Origin of the sequence: Psychrobacillus sp. NPDC096623, from assembly GCF_044762655.1 — a bacterium.
Classification (GTDB): Bacteria; Bacillota; Bacilli; order Bacillales_A; family Planococcaceae; genus Psychrobacillus.
In genome coordinates, this window is sequence record NZ_JBIWER010000004.1 from 19,524 (window position 1) to 35,689 (window position 16,166).

The window sequence follows — 16,166 nt, forward strand, 5'->3', positions numbered from 1 at the left end:
AGTCACTTCCCGTCTTTCGAGTGTTCAAGCATTTGCTTTTCTTCGTGGCGTTCGATTGCCAGACGAATAAGTTCTTCTATTAAACCTGGATAAGATAGTCCTGACTCCATCCATAGCTTTGGATACATGCTGATTGGTGTAAAGCCCGGCATTGTATTTACTTCATTGATAATAACTTCTTCTTGATCCGTTACAAAAAAGTCTGCCCGAACAAGTCCCGAACAATCCAATATTTTGAACGCACGAATAGCTGCATCCTCTAATTTCGCTTGAAGCTCTGTAGAAACTTCCGCAGGAATTGCATAATTTGTCGTACCATCCTCATATTTTGCTTCGTAGTCATAAAAATCCTTTGTCGGTAGTACCTCTCCCGCAACAGAGCATCTTGGTTCATCATTTCCAAGAACACTCATTTCAATTTCACGTGCTACAATTCCTTGCTCCACTATAATTTTTCGATCGTATTTAAAGGCATATTCTACCGCTTTAATAAGCTCTTCTCGATTTGTAACTCTACTAATCCCTACGCTAGAACCAAGATTCGCAGGCTTTACAAATAAAGGCCATTTTAAGTTTCCTTCTATTTTTTGAAGCAAAGCATCCTGATTCTTTTTCCACTCTTTACTTATAAAGTAGACATAAGGAACTTGAGATAAGCCAGCTTGTGCAAATAATTGCTTCATCACCACTTTATCCATTCCAGCAGCAGATGCCAATACACCATTACCTACATACGGCAGATTCAATACTTCAAGCAATCCTTGTACCGTTCCATCTTCCCCGTTAGGTCCGTGCAGCAGAGGGAAAATCACATCCAGTTGAGTTGCATCGTCCCCTTGTTTCGGTAGAAAACTAGTAATTGTATTTGGATTTGTTATTTCGTTGCCGAACTGTAGAGATTCTATTGACTCTACTGGTGCCGTTAACTGACTTTCTTTTCTCCATTCACCTGTTTTCGTGATGAAAATTGGAAATACTTCATATTTATCAAAATTGATCGCTTGAGAAACTGCCTTTGCCGTTAATAGCGACACTTCATGCTCTGCAGATTTCCCACCGTATAATAAGCCTACTTTAATTTTCATTGGTTCAATTACCTCCATGTTTTGGATACTATTAGTTTATCACGGACAGCCTCAATAGTTGAGCATTTATCCGAACAATTTAAGACCTACTACTCCCATAATAATACAACTTAAAAAGAACAATTTTTTTCTACTTTTTTTCTCTTGAAATATATACATACCCATCAGAACGCTTCCAGCAGCTCCAATTCCTGTCCATACCGCATAACCAGTACCGACTGCTATTTCTTTTAAGGCTAGAGATAACAAGAAAAAGCTTAAAGAAGCTGAAATGACGGTGAGAATTGTAAATTTTATATTTTTGAAGCCGTTTGATAGCTTCATACTAATAACAAAGGCTACTTCAAATACACCAGCAATTATTAATAAAAACCACTCCATTAGCTATTCGCCTCCTCTTCATCGTCGACTAATTTGAGACCGATAATCCCAAAAAGTAAGACAAATAAAAAGAATACTTTCCCGATGCTAACTGCTTCCTCAAACCAAAATATCCCAACAACAGCCGTGCCTGCAGCTCCAATCCCTGTGAATATAGCATATGCAGTACCAATCGGAATCGTCTTCATCGCTTGGGCGAAGAGGAAAAAGCTCACGATTAAAAACACAATCGTTATGATAGATGGGACAAGCTCTGTGAAGCCGTGAGCCTCCTTTAGACCAATTGCCCATACTATTTCCGTCAATCCAGCCATTATTAATAATATCCAGGCCATTATTACACCCCATTACCTAATAAACGCCTCTGCTATTTCCTCGTAGCAAAAGCGTTCTTATTTATACTTCTATCAAGACATCTGCTGGCTTAGACATATATAACTTTAAATCCTCCAACACTTCATCTGGGAAAATATTTTCCGGGAGAATACGAATTTCAATTCCATAATTAGATTTATCTGTTTTGTACAAAGACATTAACACACCATCTTCAAATAGTTCGTTATGTGCTGTAACCTTTTCTGCAGATAATCTCGGTAATACAATATTATTCTTTTTACGCCAAAAAGCTGTAGATTTAGATTTTTCACCAATCAACTGAGTAAAGACATTTGCAACTAAATGATCGAAATCCTCCGCATCTCGGAAATAGATTTTTGTTATTTTCTCACCCTCGTCTGTTAAATAGACAAATCTATTTTGTAGGTGATGATAAAACGGGGAGCGAATTGCTTCTTTTTTATGTGCTATGTATAGTAGCTCTGCTTGTTCTTGTGGAGAAAGCATATTCAATTTACGTTCATCTTCAAAATCCATGAAGCATAGTTCAGAAGGTTTTTCCACATAACCCTTTATAAAATGGTTATACTGCTCCGGAACGATAAATTCTAGCTGTGTATGCATATTAAAAGAAGCATCATCATAACAATGTTTGAGTAATAAAAGAGCTGACAAGTCAGAGAAATTTCTTATAAACTGTTGAACCGTAATCCCGCTAAATAGAGCAAAGTGCTCTACTTCATTAACGTGAACATATATATGAGTTAAATACTCATCTGTATCTCTAACTTCTTTTTTTGCCACTAAGATCACTCCTTTATCTGTTCCTAATAATAGCATGATTTTTACAAGGAAACATCTTTATTCCCTCTCACGTCTCTATTAAACCAACAAGCAAAAAATTTCAAAATACGCTATAATAGGTGAATGAAATTCGAAGGAAATTTAGGTGACTTACATGGAAAACAAAAAAGGCTTTGCTGATCGTTTCGATTGGACACTTGCTTTTATTTTATTATTATTTCTAATCATTAGCTTGTTTGCTATTTCTTCTGCACAAACAACTGGACAATATGGGATAAATTTTATCCCTAAACAGCTTGTTTGGTATATTATTGGTTCTATTATTATTGGATTTGTCATGTTTTTTGAACCAGAACAATATAAAAAGTTATCTTGGTATATTTACGGTATTGGAGTATTTTTACTGATTGTGCTTTTCTTACTTCCCGATAGTTTAGCTCTAGTAAAACCAATGAATGGTGCAAAGAGTTGGTTTCACTTACCTATAGGTGATATTCAGCCTGCCGAATTTATGAAAACTTTTTATATACTGGGACTTGCCCGATTAATCACCATGCATCATGAGAGAAATCTTATTAAAACAGTTAAGACCGATTTAATATTGCTAGCCAAAATGGGGGGAACATTAATCGTTCCACTCGCATTTATCATGACTCAGCCCGATCTCGGTACTTCATTAGTATTCCTTGCAATTACTGTAGCTCTCATTATAGTCGCTGGGATTACATGGAAAATAATACTTCCAATCTTTTTAGGGGGAATAGGAATTGGCGGTCTACTTTTATGGATGGCCGTCTATATGCAAGACTTTTTAGCTGACAATTTCGGCTTTAACCCGTACCAATTCGCACGTATATATTCTTGGTTGGACCCTTATTCTTATGCTTCAGATGAAGGGATGCACTTAATCTCCTCATTAAATGCCATTGGCTCAGGGGAAATATTCGGTAAAGGCTACGGCGAACGGATTGTCTATGTTCCAGAAAATCATACCGACTTTATATTTGCTGTCATTGGTGAAGAGTATGGTTTTGTAGGAGCAAGTATTGTAGTGAGCCTTTACTTCTTACTTATTTATCATTTGACGAAAATTACGCTTCAGTTAAAGGATGCGTATAGCACGTATGTATGTGCAGGTATTATCGCAATGATCACCTTCCATGTATTTGAAAATATTGGAATGACAATTCAGTTATTACCTATTACTGGTATACCTCTGCCATTCATAAGCTACGGTGGTAGTTCACTCATGGGGAATATGCTCGCCATTGGTTTAGTATTTAGTATGAAGTTTCATCATCGAACGTATATGTTCGCGAAAAACGAAGACGATTGAGGCAAGCTGGGCAAATGAGTAAAAAGCAATAAAATCCTCATAATGTTGATTTCCACTCCGGGGCGGACGCTTTCCGTGGGCACGGCTCGAGCCTGTAGTCTCTCCCTCGTGCTGTCCCACTGGAGTCGCCGCCCTGCGCTTCAATCAACAATAGCCACTTTAAATATGGATAGTTTATAAGATCACTACTAATTTAATCCTAAAAAACTTTATCAAATTATATTATCTTAGCGATATGCTTTTGCTCAATTTTTTAGTGAAGTAATACACTACTACACACTATTTGATTGGAGTGGAAGGCGGCGACTCCAGCGGGATAAGCGTTAGGCGAAGACCCCGCAGCGAAGCGAGGAGGCTGAGGCAACGCCCGCGGAAAGCGTCCGTCTGGAACGAAAATCAAGTGGTTGTTCATTCTTAAACAATCTTGAACCTAAGTGTTCACGGTATAAATACTTTTATATTTAAAAAGAAGGTGACTCTATTCGTTTCTTAACGAAATTTAAGAGTCACCTTCTTTTTAGTTTTGCGCATGAGGACTTTGTGCTGGTGGTGCTAAAGCTTTCAGTAGGTCAAGTCTAGATTTCGTCATTGTAACAGTAACACCGAGCTTTGAAAGATTACTTACAATTTTCTTCAAATCAACTTCCTTTGCCATTGAATGCACCTCGTCCTTCTATTTAATAATTACGATTTTCTTTTAAAAAAGTTTCTTTATTTTAACTAAATTCTCCGTTTTATTATACCACTTTTTACCTAAGTTTAATCTTTCAATTTTGTTACATATATTATCTACTTGTAAACCATGCTATTCCCTAAAGGAGTGAATGATTTGAATGTAAAAGATGTAATGAGTAAAGAAGTAGTAACTTGCAATCCACAGGATTACGTCAGTGAAGTGGCAGATCAAATGCGAACACTAGACATCGGCTGTTTGCCAGTTGTCAGTAACAAAAAATTAGTTGGAATGATTACAGATCGGGATATAGTGACAAGGTCGGTTGCTAGGGATATGAAAAGCAAAGTAGAGGATGTCATGACTAAGTCCGTAATTTCCGTCTCCCCAGAAGATTCCACATCCGAAGCCTCTATTGTTATGGCGCGCCATCAAGTTCGGCGACTTCCCGTAATGGAGAATGGTAAACTCGTTGGCTTTGTATCTTTAGCGGATTTAGCTTTTCCTTTTCCACATGTCCAAGAAATTTCTAGTGCTATGGAAAGTATATCCGAACCGCGGCAATTCTAAACATTGGAGCTATCCTAAATTAGGATGGCTCTTTACATTTATTCACCATAGGTTGCAGGTGTTTTGGTGATCTTTAACTCGGTTTCTGTTGTCTCATATGATATCCAATTACATCGTGCCAAACTATTTAAAAACGTGTAATATAGAGTTCATAAGATTTGCAGAAAGCGGGTTCGATGCATGAAAAAGGTTTTATTGATATTAATGTCTATCCAATTTTTAGTTTATCTTGGCTTTGGAATTATTATTCCTGTATTGCCAGAGGTTATATTAGAGCAAAATTATAATGAAATTCACGTTGGCGGTTTATTGACAGTTTACTCTTTAGCTTCATTCTTCACTGCTCCACTTTGGGGAATTCTATCTGATCGGATTGGGCGTAAAACACTTATTTTAGTTGGATTAGTAGGATTCTCTTTGAGCTTTTGGTTGTTTTCATTATTTTTTGATTCGTTATTTATGCTTTACCTGTCTCGTGTAGTTGGTGGATTATTTTCTGGAGCCCTTTATGCTGCGGTAACAGGATTTGCAGCGGATTTATCTAATGAAGAGAACCGCAATAAATATATGGGTTTTCTTGGCATGTCGATTGGTTTAGGGTTCATATTCGGTCCAGCAATCGGTGGAGTATTGGGACATATAGATTTGGCACTTCCTTTTACAGCTTCCGCGATTTTATTACTCACAATTTTTGTGTATGCTCTAATCATTTTAAAGGAACCGGATCGCACTGGCGAAGCCAATAAACGAGCACTTCTTCCGAAAGGAGCAGCTAGTTTATGGAGCTACCGTATTAAATATCTATTCTTATTTTCGTTCATGGTGACATTTTTACTTGCTGGTCTTGAGGCTACGTTTCAGTTGTTCCAAATTGAACGAATCGAAATTACTCCATTACAAATAGGATATTTGTTTATGTTCAGTGGGTTTGTTGATGCAGCTATTCAAGGTGGTGTCGTGCGCCGCATTAAAAATGGCACAGAAACAAAATGGCTATTATATGCGCAAATTGCTACAGCGGTCGGATTATTCATGACTGTTTTCACGCAAAGTATTTTCTGGGCTGGACTGTCTCTCTGTGTGTTCACTGCAGGAAATGCATTAGCTCGAACAACAATTGTCTCGCTAACTACGAAAGAGTCTGGCGGACGCTATGGCACAGCTGCGGGTATGTCCTACTCGATGGATAACTTAGGTCGTATTGTCGGCCCATTATTATTTGCTTGGTTATTTACAAAACAACCTGACAATATTTATATGCTTTCCGGGGTGCTTGCAGTTGTTTCTATCGGATTAATCTTCGCATATCGCAAATCAACGAAATCATTGAAGTCAGTTGCATAGGCTTATTGCAAAAACAGGTGAAGGGAAATTTCCCTCCACCTGTTTTTTTCTGGATTAAGCCTGCCAATATCAAAGTGGATTTCTTTTTTTACACGAGTTAATGGCTCACATTCTCATAGGAACAGCACTCTCTCTTATGCCCAAACCTAACTAGCTGTCTGTTTTCAAATACTCTACTCTTTTCTGTTCAAGCTCCGGATGTGCAGCTCTAACTACTGAAGGTCTTGCCAAAAATAGAGTTACTAATATTAGTAAAATACTAGAGACAATTAAAATGCTTTCTGCGGGAAAAACATCATATAAGAATCCAAACAATACCATTCCAAGCGGCATTAGAGCCATGGCGCAAGTTTCTATTATTGAAAATACGCGTCCTTTATAATCGTCCTCTATCATTTTCTGCATCATTACCTGTATCGGAGTGTTCGTTACAATCATAGATACTCCAAAGAAAAACATCAAGGTGAAATAAAATACAACGATTACTGTATAAGACATATTTATTATTAACGGCAAGGCAACAGCTCCCATAAGAACTCCCATAACAACGATACTCCATTTAGATACTAAAAACGGATATTTCAATTCCTTTCGTGTCGAAAAATAAATTGACAACAACAGCATTCCAATCGCAAATGCCCCTTCCGTAAATCCAAAATGCTCTGGAGTAACCTTTAACTTCTCAATCAGGATAAAGGAGTAACCTACCAGATAAGCGCCAAACAAAAAATTGATAAATAGTGAGATCCCTATCATCGTTTTCAAAATGGGTTGTTGCATTAAATAACGGAAGCCTGCTTTCATACTCTCAAGCATTGGTTCCTTTGGTTCCCCTTCTACTATTTCTTTTCGCTTCGCAAATAGTTTAAAGTCCATCGTAGATTCCAAAATTACTGCAATAATGGAAGCCACCATATACATGATTAGAAATACAGGCATCTTCACTGCTCCGTATAGAAGCCCTCCTAATGCTGGGCTCCCAATTGCCGCAAACGAAATGGACATTTGGTTAAGCGACATCGCTTTTTGAATCCGCCCCTCATCTACTAATCCAGTAATGGATGAACTAAATGTTACCCCTGAAAATAAAGATGTTAACGATAATATTACGGTCGTACTATAAATGGCAACTAACGACAGACCCGCTGTCAAACTCACAATGAGTAATCCACCAACCGCAGCAGTTGTAGCAATCTGTGATACGATGACAATCATTTTTCGAGAATATTTGTCTGCAGCGTATCCTGCAAATGGGGCAACCAATGTCCTCGGTAAAATACTACAAATCAAATTAAGTGCAAAACTGGATGCCGATCCAGTTAACTGCAAAATGTAAAAGCTAATTGCAAAGGCATACACCTGAGCACCAAAAGTGGAAACTAACTTACTGATTGTGAACGTCCACAAGTGATATGTTGCCTTTTTAAGCTTTAATACTCCATCCATCTTTCCTACCCCTTTGTTTTAAGAATAATCAAAAAGTTTAATTTTATTAAACAAATAATATCATATCCACCCTTTCATTTCAACCAAAAGTTTAATATAATTAAACTATATTAAAGAGGTGAAAAAATTGTCCACATTAGGCGAACGCATTCGATCATTACGTAAACTACAAAAAATGACGCTTGAAACTTTGGCAGGCACAGAGTTAACAAAGGGAATGCTCAGTTTAATAGAGAACAACAAAGCAAACCCCTCTATGGAAAGCTTGAATTATATCGCATCACAGCTAGGTGTTGAAGTAACTGAGTTACTGGAAGATATAAGCGGACAAGAGTTGCGAAAGGTTCTGGATCAAGCAGAATTACTGCTCAACAAAAAGGATTATGAGTTTGCAGATGAGCTTGAACAGGTGAAAAATCTAATAGAACCCTATATACCAAAACTAACTCAAGGATATGAGGCGACGCGATTACTCGACATATACGGAAGATGCTTAGCATACTCTTCTCCAGATGAATCTGTTGCGCTACTGAAAAAGGTTGCAAAAATGTACGAAGACTTACACTTGATAACTAAAAGCGCTGACATAGGAAGAAATCTTGCAATAATTCCATTTATGAATCACCAATATCAAATTGCGCTAGATGTTTTGTTAGAGGAACGAAAAAAACTAGAAGAAAACCCCCTATGGATAGATCCATTATCGCGTATGGATTATGACTATTTAGAAGCAGTACTTTACTTTGCGGTAGGCAAAAATACAGATGCCATTCAAGTGATGAACGATGCTATTCTCTATTCCAATGAACATAAAATATTTAAACAAATAGATAATTTATTTAGGCTAGCAGCAGCACATGCAATGATGGAAGAAAACGTAGAAAAAAAGGATTATTATTTAAAAAAACTGGAAGCCTATAGCGAATTTGCTGATGACGAGGATTCTAAAGCTTTTATCCATTATGCTAATATACATTACTTAAATACATACCAAAAAATGTACATAGAGGCAGATGCTTTGTACCGCAAGTTCTCTCTTGACCAGATTAACGTAAAATTATTTACACCTTACTTCCAACTTGAAAGAGCTAAGACTTTATACGGATTAGGAAGAGTTGCAGAAGCATTGGAGGTATTCGATGAGGTGAGAATTCCTGATGTCGTCCATCATCCGATTGATTTATCTATTTTCTATGAGAAGGATGCATATATTGCATTATGTTATCTAGAACTAAACCAAGTAAAAAAGGCAGTTGTTGCTGTAAAAGTCGCAATGACCAACATTGAAAAAATGCCGGATACACCATATAAATTATTTATCCATACTACGTATGAGCAAGTAATGATGAGTTGTTAGGGGGAATCAGATTATTGAAGAAAAATTGGTTTTGGGGAATACTAATTGTCATTATAATAAGCTGGCTTTGTAACATTATTTATTTTGAACTCCATCAGTTAGAAGAACCTGTCGTATTGGATTCGTATATTGATATTCAATCTACTGAGTATACCAACTTTTCTTTATTTTATTTGACTAATAGCAGCGAGGTTGTGGAGTTAGAATCCATAATTGCCGCCGGCTTTACCTATAGCAATGAACAAAATTTTTTTCCATGGTTTGGGGATGCGACTGCTCAATCGTACAGACAGGAATTTACACACCAATATTTAAAACAAGCAATTTTTACATTTGATGAGGAGTCCTTGAAACAAGTAGTAAAAGGTGTTCAAACCAATGAAATATACGCTCGCTTTACAAATGGTCAGGTTGTGCCTGTTAAATTGGAAAAAATGAATTTCCAAAGACCACATAATGTAACGAATGTCATTTCGAGCAAAGCTTCATTTGGAAGCAACCAAGGGATTCAAGGAAATATTCTTGAGGCAGCCGAAACTGTTAGGATGAATGCAATTGAACTACCAGATTCACTAATGAATCAGATAGAGCTCAAGGTGCAGTTATTATCCGACACCTCCTCCGCCAGTATAAATGTTGAAAAAATAATGAGCAAGAATTGGGAAGAAATTGATGCTCCACTATACGATGACATAGAATGGTCATTAGAAATTCAGAAGGGCGATTCAGTCGGCCTAATATTTCAAATAAAAGATAGCGATTCTTATGTGAACATTGAAAATGATTGGTCGGGTAGAACAGAATCCGGAAAAGCCTTTACCCATACTATCCCTCTACTAATTGAACCGAACCTTTCAAATAAGGATGTGGTTGATATCGTTCAACAAGCAAGGGGTGAACTTAGATGAGACAAGGATTCAAGCAACTCATTATTGGTTTTCTTTTCGTCTTTCTAAAAATACAGATTATTGTAGATATTCTACCTGATTTTATTGGCTACATCTTCATATACAACGGTATTAAGCAAATCGCGACCTTATCCTCTCAATCATATGAAAAATTAAAATTACTATGTATTGTTTTAGCCATTATATCTGTGCCTAATTTCTTTTTGAACGAACAAATGATTCCGCAATTAAAATGGCTTGTATACTATCCAAGCTTGCTAAGTCTATTCAAGATAGTGCTTGTTTATTACCTTTTTGTCTTATTACGTGTTGTTGTAAAATTACTTCCTACAGATGAAGCCCTTAATAGAACGAATCGGATGTTCTCCTGGTATATGCTCGTAACGCTTGGTACATCATTAACCCAATCTTTTTTGATGAACATTCCTATGGATATAAGTATGACATTAATGATTATTGTTATTGTTGCTTCTTTCATCATCGAGGTTTCATTTCTTGTATACTTACGTCATTTACAAAAACAGTTTCCTAAAGATAGTGTGATTGAGAAATTTGTATAAGAAAATCGAGCAGACTTGCCCAGTCCTCTAAGTTCAAAACCTGTTTCAATAGTTTTCGAAGGGCTTTGGACAGACGTTTTGCTATATGATTGCCGAGTGATTTTTTAGGGATGCTGGTTGGTTGTGACGTCCGTCACAACAACAGCGTTTGTCTATCCGTCGCCCTCCTACAACCCTTAGAAGCTCCAACTAACCATTAGTTGTGTTGATAGACAGTAGCACCTTAACTATTAGTTCATCAAATTATCTTTTCCAAAGATTAGCTCCACAATAACACTAGTCATGATACCCACGATAGTTTCCTAGCCAATTCATGAACTTCATCCATGCGTCTTCAAAATCTGGTTGAATACAGGATACTTGTAGCAAGCCCTTTACGATTAGATAATCGCTTTTATAGTGAAGGTCGAACCCAGACATTCTTGCATCCTCCGCTAAGTAAGGAAACTTTGGCTCTTTCCATGTGAAAATCATCGGATAGTGATTATCTGAAAGTAATTCGATTCCATGCTTGGACACTTCCTCTTCGATAAATCGCATGCGACTATGCAACAAATTGTACCTCTCTCCTTTTTCATAGGCCTTTAACGCAACCTCTAAACTATGTACAAACTGAGAAGGCATTGTAAAAGGAATGTTATTATTAACGCTCAGTCCTAGATCTAAATATGAAGGAATATTACTACTTGATGTTATTTCGGTGTTAGCAAATACAAAAGCTAAACCGCTCATTGTCCCAATAGCTTTCCCGCTTACACCAGTGGCAAGATATACTCCTTCTAAGTTAAAGGGTAGTGCCCCAAATGAACTTACACAATCCATACACAGCAATACATTGTAACGGTTACATAATAATTTCATTTCCTCCAGCCTATTTAACATCCCAGTAGAGGTTTCACCGTGTACCATTAAGAGCCAACTATAAGCGCCTGTAGCAAGCTTTTCTTCGATTAGCGTTAGATTATAAGGGCTTCCCCATTCGAAAGAAGCAACATCAAAAGATAACTGCCACCGCTCCGCTTGTTTTTCCAACCTGTCTCCAAAGGCACCGTTTTTAACGATTAATCCTCTCTCGCCCAAAACGTGTATCTGCGCTATCATCGCTTCATTGGCGAGCGTTCCACTACCTAATAGCAAGTGAGCGTATGCCGCACCACTCATCGATAATAGGTTATCCTTCACTCGCTCTAACATGACCTCAAACTCATGTGTTCGATGGGACAATGGCTGAACTAAGAATGCTTGTTGTATGGCACCCGATTGTTGTACTGGCCCAGGATAAAAAGAATATCTCTTTTGTTTAAATCGAGCTGCAACGGACTGATCGAAACGGTCTCTAGTTAATACCATTGGGATAAATTTTGCTTCCTCTGTACCTACTGGATCAGCAAACGGTTCAAAACCAAGCTGATTGTACAGTTTCTGTTCCCGTACTGTTCCCGATATTACTGCCGCTCCATATCCATTTTCGTAAGCGTAATCGGATAGAGCGCGAGCTAAGTAATAAAACACTCGCCCGTTTCGATGCGCCTTATCAACAGCCATTAATCGAACTTCGCATAACACACCGTTTAATGCATCCTTTGGCAGAAATTCCTCCACCGGACCAAGCTTCAAATCTAAAGAAAAAGGACGGGCGGCTCGAAATGCTACCATTCCCGCAAGTTCTTGGTCCTTCAGGACAATGACATATACATTCTCATGATGAAACGCATCGACCCGCATCCCACTTGGATCCGGCTCGTGCTGTGGAATCTCCTCCACAAACGTTTCATAATTTAATCGCGCAATAGCTTCAAATTCTTTTTCTGTTCGTGCAATTTTACACCAATACATCCCTATCTCCCCTATCTATTCGCTGGAATGATAGCGTTCCGTTCTTTTTTCCAATAAACTAATGCCTACCACTATCAGTACTATTGCAATACCGATCATCATACTTACATACGTCCCAACACTGCTCAAAGTTCCCTCATACACCGTCACTCGTTTCATAGATTCCATCGCATAATAGATAGGAGAAATCCATTTCATCGCAAGTAATCCTTCCGACTGCACTATTTCTAGAGGCCAGTACGCCCCACCAATCATTGCAAAGGCTACCGCTACAAGTGAAATGATAATACTGCTCTGACTTACTGTTTTCACTAATGAAATAACAAAAACAGAGAACGCCATTACAAGCAATACATAGATAGTAGCTATGATTACTACTTTCCAAAAGCCATCGTACATATTAGTCCCTAACACATATCGGAAAACGACCAGGACAAGCAGTACTTGAACAAGTCCAATAATATAACTGAAAGACAGATGCCCAAAGTATAATTGGAATCTACTAACTGACGCTAGCTTCAAACGATTCCATACACCCGAGCGCTTATCATCTAAAATAAATTGAACATTAATAGATACCGTGTAAAAAACAAAAAATAGCATAAAACCGAACAAGCTTTGCAGAGCATTGTCATAACGAAAGACTTCGGACTCATCCATTGCCTCTGTTTGTATGAGGAATGCTTGATCCTCGTTTAAACTTACTTCTAACTCTGCCCAAGCATCCTCTCCCCCTGCCTGAATAACTTGCTGTTTAAAACTGTTATCCCTATAAGCCGATTCAACTATTAAGGATAGATTTCTTACCCCATCAGAATCTGAGGCAGAATAAATAGTATAAGAAGTTTCTTTCAATCCAATACCGACCATACGAATATCTTCTTTTGCCTCTTGTTGTAGCTCTTCTTCTGTAATTTCTAGAAGTGAGTAGCCTTCCTCTTTCTTTAATCTTTCTAGTACTGCTTGAGTCGTTTCAGAATCCTCCACAGCCACTGCCACACTCATCTTTCCATTACTAGAGCCACCTACCACGTATGCCATCACTAAGGTCATTACCGTCATCATGATTAAAACGATAGGCTTACGTTTTAAATTCAGAAATCTAGCAATCCATATTCCCTTCATTCTGCTACACCTCTTCTCGGAAAGAAAACAATGGATAGTAATACACAAACAACGACAAGTACATATATAGCCAACATAAAGGGCCAAATAACTGATAAATCCAGACCTTTTTGTATAGACAGTATGGCAGACATTGTTGCACCATTGGGAGTAAAATCACCAATTTTCCCGAGCGTTTCGGAAATATCTCGAATATTAAAGAAAGATCCACCAAGGAAAGAAAATACCGTAATAAATAACCCGTTAAATACATTCGCAATACCTTCTGTTTTTGTTCGAAACTGGAGAGTTGTCAATAAAGCTGATAATGCACCAACAAATACGCTATAGCTAACAATAATAACGACCATTGCTTCTAAACTAATCCATTCTATTCCTAATACAAACATACCAAATAAGAGCATCATCGCTTGTTGGATAAATGCCACGAATGTTCCCGTAAAGAAAATGGAAAGTGTATATAAAACAGGAGAGATCCCAGCCAGTAAAATACGGTCATATACTTTCCATTGCACTTCCTGCAGTGCAAAGCCTGCTAGAAAAGCAGGCATATATAGTGCAAACATCACTAACATCCCGACTGTGTAGTAAATAGATGCAGGAATCTTCCGCTCATTTGCCTCTAAAGTCTGCTCTATCTTCTCTACACTACTGACGTTACTCATGATTTCCTGAGGTGATAAATCTGCCGCTAAAAGTGCCGCTGATTGTGTATAGCCCGTTTGCCAATCTGTTAGTACAGAGACGATAATGGAAGCACGAATGTCATTATCCTGGTTTAAGTATAAGGATAGGTTTGGAAGGTTAGTGTTATTAAAGTAGGCTGATTTTACATAATTCAATCGAAAATTAGTAGGAATATTTAGTATGCCATCTATGTTTTCATCCTGCCGCGCAACCTTTAAATCAACATTCTTTTTATAGTCTACTGCAATATACTTTTTCATTTCATCGGAAGCTAAAATGGTGCCATGCAATAACTCAACCGGATCACTACTTTTAAATTGAATGAGCATGGCTTCCAAGGGAGGACCTGTTACTCCTTCTTGTTCTAAAAATAGCTTAATTGCTTTTTCCTCTTGAGCCCATGATGAATTATCTACGATGAGCAAATTTGCTTGAATCGCCGCTTCTTCTCCACCATCCATTATGCTCCCTAAAGCATTTGAAAGAATAGTTATTAAAACAAGTGGCATGACTAACAATATTATTAACGGTTGTTTATTTCGAATTAGCATTTTCATTTGCTTCGCAATTAAACTAAACAGCATCACTTAATCTCCCCTCTTAATCTCTTAGTGCTTTTCCAGTCAAATGCAAGAACACATCTTCCAGAGATGGCACTTTGACAATCGCAGAGGTAATCACTACATTATTTGCCGCAGCATCCGCAAAAATAGTAGCTAGTGGCTCTTCACTTTTGGACATCGAAATCGTCAATACCTCTTCTTCTATATGAAAAGTTGCTTTTGGGAACCTTTCTATCAAGGTCTTTACAAAATTTTCGGTAAGTAAATTAGCTTTCAATTCAATTGTTTGGTTATCCGAAACAAGTCCTTTAAGCTCTTCTTTTGTACCATGTGCAATTATTTTTCCTTGATCCATAATGTATATTTTGTCACACAGCATTTCTACTTCTTCCATGTAGTGACTGGTATATAAAAGAGTCATCCCCTCCTCCACAAACTGCTTAACAGTTTCTAAAATATAAGTCCTCGATTGAGGATCAATTCCAACAGTTGGTTCATCCATGATTAATATAGAAGGTCTATGTAAAAGCGCAGCCCCAATATTTAGACGGCGTTTCATCCCACCTGAAAAGGTTTTAACTATATCATTTTGCCTATCAGTCAATCCAATTTTCATGAGCACTTCCGTTATCCGTGTTTCTAAAAGTTCACCTTTTAATCCATAAATTCTACCGAAAAACGCTAAATTCTCTCTTGCAGAAAGTTCTGGATATAGAGCAATTTCTTGTGGAACAACCCCCAATGATTTACGTAGTGGCTCTGGATTTTTTGCTATGGACTTTTCATTCCATAAGACATCTCCGCTTGTCGGTTGGACCAAAGAAGACAGCATAGAAATAGTCGTCGATTTTCCTGCACCATTTGGACCTAATAATCCAACCGATTCCCCTGCCAACAGTTCCATATTGATTTCTCTAACAACTTCCTTTGTTTTAAATCTTTTGGAAAGATTTATCGCTTGAAGCATTAACCCATCTCCTTACAACCTAGTTAAACCGATTATAGCAAACTACTAGATTAGTTTATGTAAAAATATTTTTAATATTTCGCCTTCATAAGAATTAACGTTTGTTTCCGAGGAGCATATTTCTCAACATACAAAAAGCGCAAGCACCCTTTAAGATCAAAAGCAATATCTGACATTTTCGAACTGCT

Annotated in this window: 16 protein-coding genes; 6 read left to right on the forward strand and 10 right to left on the reverse strand. The window is 37.6% G+C overall.

Translation table 11 applies throughout. The annotated features are described in order from the left end of the window. Positions 1-2 precede the first annotated feature (2 nt). The 4 genes from ACIQX2_RS12200 to ACIQX2_RS12215 all read right to left on the reverse strand — a co-directional run bounded on the left by ACIQX2_RS12200 (position 3) and on the right by ACIQX2_RS12215 (position 2,606). Positions 3-1,085: a D-alanine--D-alanine ligase gene (locus ACIQX2_RS12200; protein ID WP_402850590.1), complete on the reverse strand. Its 1,083-nt coding sequence runs from the start codon at positions 1,083-1,085 to the stop codon at positions 3-5. A 66-nt stretch (positions 1,086-1,151) separates the two neighbouring features. Then, positions 1,152-1,466, reverse strand: coding sequence for a DMT family transporter (locus ACIQX2_RS12205; protein WP_402850593.1), 315 nt, complete (start codon positions 1,464-1,466; stop codon positions 1,152-1,154). After that, the gene (locus tag ACIQX2_RS12210) at positions 1,466-1,801 is read right to left on the reverse strand and encodes a DMT family transporter (protein ID WP_402850596.1); all 336 of its coding nucleotides are present in this window, start codon (positions 1,799-1,801) and stop codon (positions 1,466-1,468) included. The genes ACIQX2_RS12205 and ACIQX2_RS12210 overlap by 1 nt, the downstream gene beginning before the upstream one ends. Before the next feature lie 61 nt (positions 1,802-1,862). Continuing rightward, complete coding sequence (locus ACIQX2_RS12215) at positions 1,863-2,606, reverse strand: hypothetical protein (protein ID WP_402850599.1); 744 nt, start codon at positions 2,604-2,606, stop codon at positions 1,863-1,865. A gap of 154 nt (positions 2,607-2,760) precedes the next feature. Between ACIQX2_RS12215 and ACIQX2_RS12220 the strand changes: the two genes are divergently transcribed. Beyond that, entirely contained in the window at positions 2,761-3,942 is a 1,182-nt protein-coding gene (locus tag ACIQX2_RS12220; RefSeq protein ID WP_402850601.1) for an FtsW/RodA/SpoVE family cell cycle protein, read from the forward strand. 517 nt (positions 3,943-4,459) lie between these two features. Here ACIQX2_RS12220 and ACIQX2_RS12225 read toward each other — a convergent pair. After that, positions 4,460-4,597 carry an Lmo0850 family protein gene (locus tag ACIQX2_RS12225; protein WP_211895692.1) on the reverse strand — a complete coding sequence of 46 codons (138 nt, stop codon included), beginning with the start codon at positions 4,595-4,597 and terminating at the stop codon, positions 4,460-4,462. A 174-nt stretch (positions 4,598-4,771) separates the two neighbouring features. On the opposite strand from ACIQX2_RS12225, the gene ACIQX2_RS12230 reads away from it, so the two are divergent. Both ACIQX2_RS12230 and ACIQX2_RS12235 read left to right on the forward strand, forming a co-directional pair. Next, a complete protein-coding gene (locus tag ACIQX2_RS12230) occupies positions 4,772-5,185 on the forward strand; it encodes a CBS domain-containing protein (RefSeq protein ID WP_402850606.1) in 414 nt (137 codons plus the stop codon). 180 nt (positions 5,186-5,365) lie between these two features. Then, entirely contained in the window at positions 5,366-6,529 is a 1,164-nt protein-coding gene (locus ACIQX2_RS12235) for an MFS transporter (RefSeq protein WP_402850609.1), read from the forward strand. Between the two features lie 150 nt (positions 6,530-6,679). Here the strand turns inward: ACIQX2_RS12235 and ACIQX2_RS12240 are convergent, their stop codons facing one another. Next, the gene (locus ACIQX2_RS12240; protein WP_402850611.1) at positions 6,680-7,975 is read right to left on the reverse strand and encodes an MFS transporter; all 1,296 of its coding nucleotides are present in this window, start codon (positions 7,973-7,975) and stop codon (positions 6,680-6,682) included. 127 nt (positions 7,976-8,102) lie between these two features. Here ACIQX2_RS12240 and ACIQX2_RS12245 point away from each other — a divergent pair, with 127 nt between their 5' ends. Genes ACIQX2_RS12245 through ACIQX2_RS12255 form a run of 3 tightly spaced genes read left to right on the forward strand, consistent with a single transcriptional unit; the run spans position 8,103 to position 10,800 of the window. After that, the gene (locus ACIQX2_RS12245; protein WP_402850614.1) at positions 8,103-9,332 is read left to right on the forward strand and encodes a helix-turn-helix domain-containing protein; all 1,230 of its coding nucleotides are present in this window, start codon (positions 8,103-8,105) and stop codon (positions 9,330-9,332) included. 14 nt (positions 9,333-9,346) lie between these two features. Beyond that, positions 9,347-10,240 carry a hypothetical protein gene (locus tag ACIQX2_RS12250; protein ID WP_402850617.1) on the forward strand — a complete coding sequence of 298 codons (894 nt, stop codon included), beginning with the start codon at positions 9,347-9,349 and terminating at the stop codon, positions 10,238-10,240. Next, positions 10,237-10,800, forward strand: a complete 564-nt coding sequence (locus ACIQX2_RS12255; RefSeq protein WP_402850620.1) for a hypothetical protein — start codon at positions 10,237-10,239, stop codon at positions 10,798-10,800. The genes ACIQX2_RS12250 and ACIQX2_RS12255 overlap by 4 nt, the downstream gene beginning before the upstream one ends. A gap of 276 nt (positions 10,801-11,076) precedes the next feature. Here the strand turns inward: ACIQX2_RS12255 and ACIQX2_RS12260 are convergent, their stop codons facing one another. The 4 genes from ACIQX2_RS12260 to ACIQX2_RS12275 are packed head-to-tail and all read right to left on the reverse strand — an operon-like array spanning position 11,077 to position 15,978. Beyond that, positions 11,077-12,636 (reverse strand): GNAT family N-acetyltransferase, encoded by a 1,560-nt coding sequence (locus tag ACIQX2_RS12260; protein ID WP_402850623.1) that lies wholly within the window; start codon positions 12,634-12,636, stop codon positions 11,077-11,079. A gap of 15 nt (positions 12,637-12,651) precedes the next feature. After that, complete coding sequence (locus ACIQX2_RS12265; protein ID WP_402850626.1) at positions 12,652-13,761, reverse strand: ABC transporter permease; 1,110 nt, start codon at positions 13,759-13,761, stop codon at positions 12,652-12,654. Beyond that, positions 13,758-15,032, reverse strand: a complete 1,275-nt coding sequence (locus ACIQX2_RS12270) for an ABC transporter permease (protein WP_402850629.1) — start codon at positions 15,030-15,032, stop codon at positions 13,758-13,760. Before ACIQX2_RS12270 ends, ACIQX2_RS12265 begins: the two co-directional genes overlap by 4 nt. A 16-nt stretch (positions 15,033-15,048) precedes the next feature. Further along, positions 15,049-15,978: an ABC transporter ATP-binding protein gene (locus tag ACIQX2_RS12275; RefSeq protein ID WP_402850632.1), complete on the reverse strand. Its 930-nt coding sequence runs from the start codon at positions 15,976-15,978 to the stop codon at positions 15,049-15,051. Positions 15,979-16,166: the final 188 nt, after the last annotated feature.

Bases quoted from the DNA above. Each gene is read 5' to 3' on its own strand.
- ACIQX2_RS12205 (WP_402850593.1), bottom strand. From the start codon at position 1,466: ATGGAGTGGTTTTTATTAATAATTGCTGGTGTATTTGAAGTAGCCTTT.
- ACIQX2_RS12210 (WP_402850596.1), bottom strand. From the start codon at position 1,801: ATGGCCTGGATATTATTAATAATGGCTGGATTGACGGAAATAGTATGG.
- ACIQX2_RS12200 (WP_402850590.1), bottom strand. From the start codon at position 1,085: ATGAAAATTAAAGTAGGCTTATTATACGGTGGGAAATCTGCAGAGCAT.
- ACIQX2_RS12240 (WP_402850611.1), bottom strand. From the start codon at position 7,975: ATGGATGGAGTATTAAAGCTTAAAAAGGCAACATATCACTTGTGGACG.
- ACIQX2_RS12235 (WP_402850609.1), top strand. From the start codon at position 5,366: ATGAAAAAGGTTTTATTGATATTAATGTCTATCCAATTTTTAGTTTAT.
- ACIQX2_RS12260 (WP_402850623.1), bottom strand. From the start codon at position 12,636: ATGTATTGGTGTAAAATTGCACGAACAGAAAAAGAATTTGAAGCTATT.
- ACIQX2_RS12225 (WP_211895692.1), bottom strand. From the start codon at position 4,597: ATGGCAAAGGAAGTTGATTTGAAGAAAATTGTAAGTAATCTTTCAAAG.
- ACIQX2_RS12270 (WP_402850629.1), bottom strand. From the start codon at position 15,032: ATGCTGTTTAGTTTAATTGCGAAGCAAATGAAAATGCTAATTCGAAAT.
- ACIQX2_RS12265 (WP_402850626.1), bottom strand. From the start codon at position 13,761: ATGAAGGGAATATGGATTGCTAGATTTCTGAATTTAAAACGTAAGCCT.
- ACIQX2_RS12255 (WP_402850620.1), top strand. From the start codon at position 10,237: ATGAGACAAGGATTCAAGCAACTCATTATTGGTTTTCTTTTCGTCTTT.
- ACIQX2_RS12275 (WP_402850632.1), bottom strand. From the start codon at position 15,978: ATGCTTCAAGCGATAAATCTTTCCAAAAGATTTAAAACAAAGGAAGTT.
- ACIQX2_RS12220 (WP_402850601.1), top strand. From the start codon at position 2,761: ATGGAAAACAAAAAAGGCTTTGCTGATCGTTTCGATTGGACACTTGCT.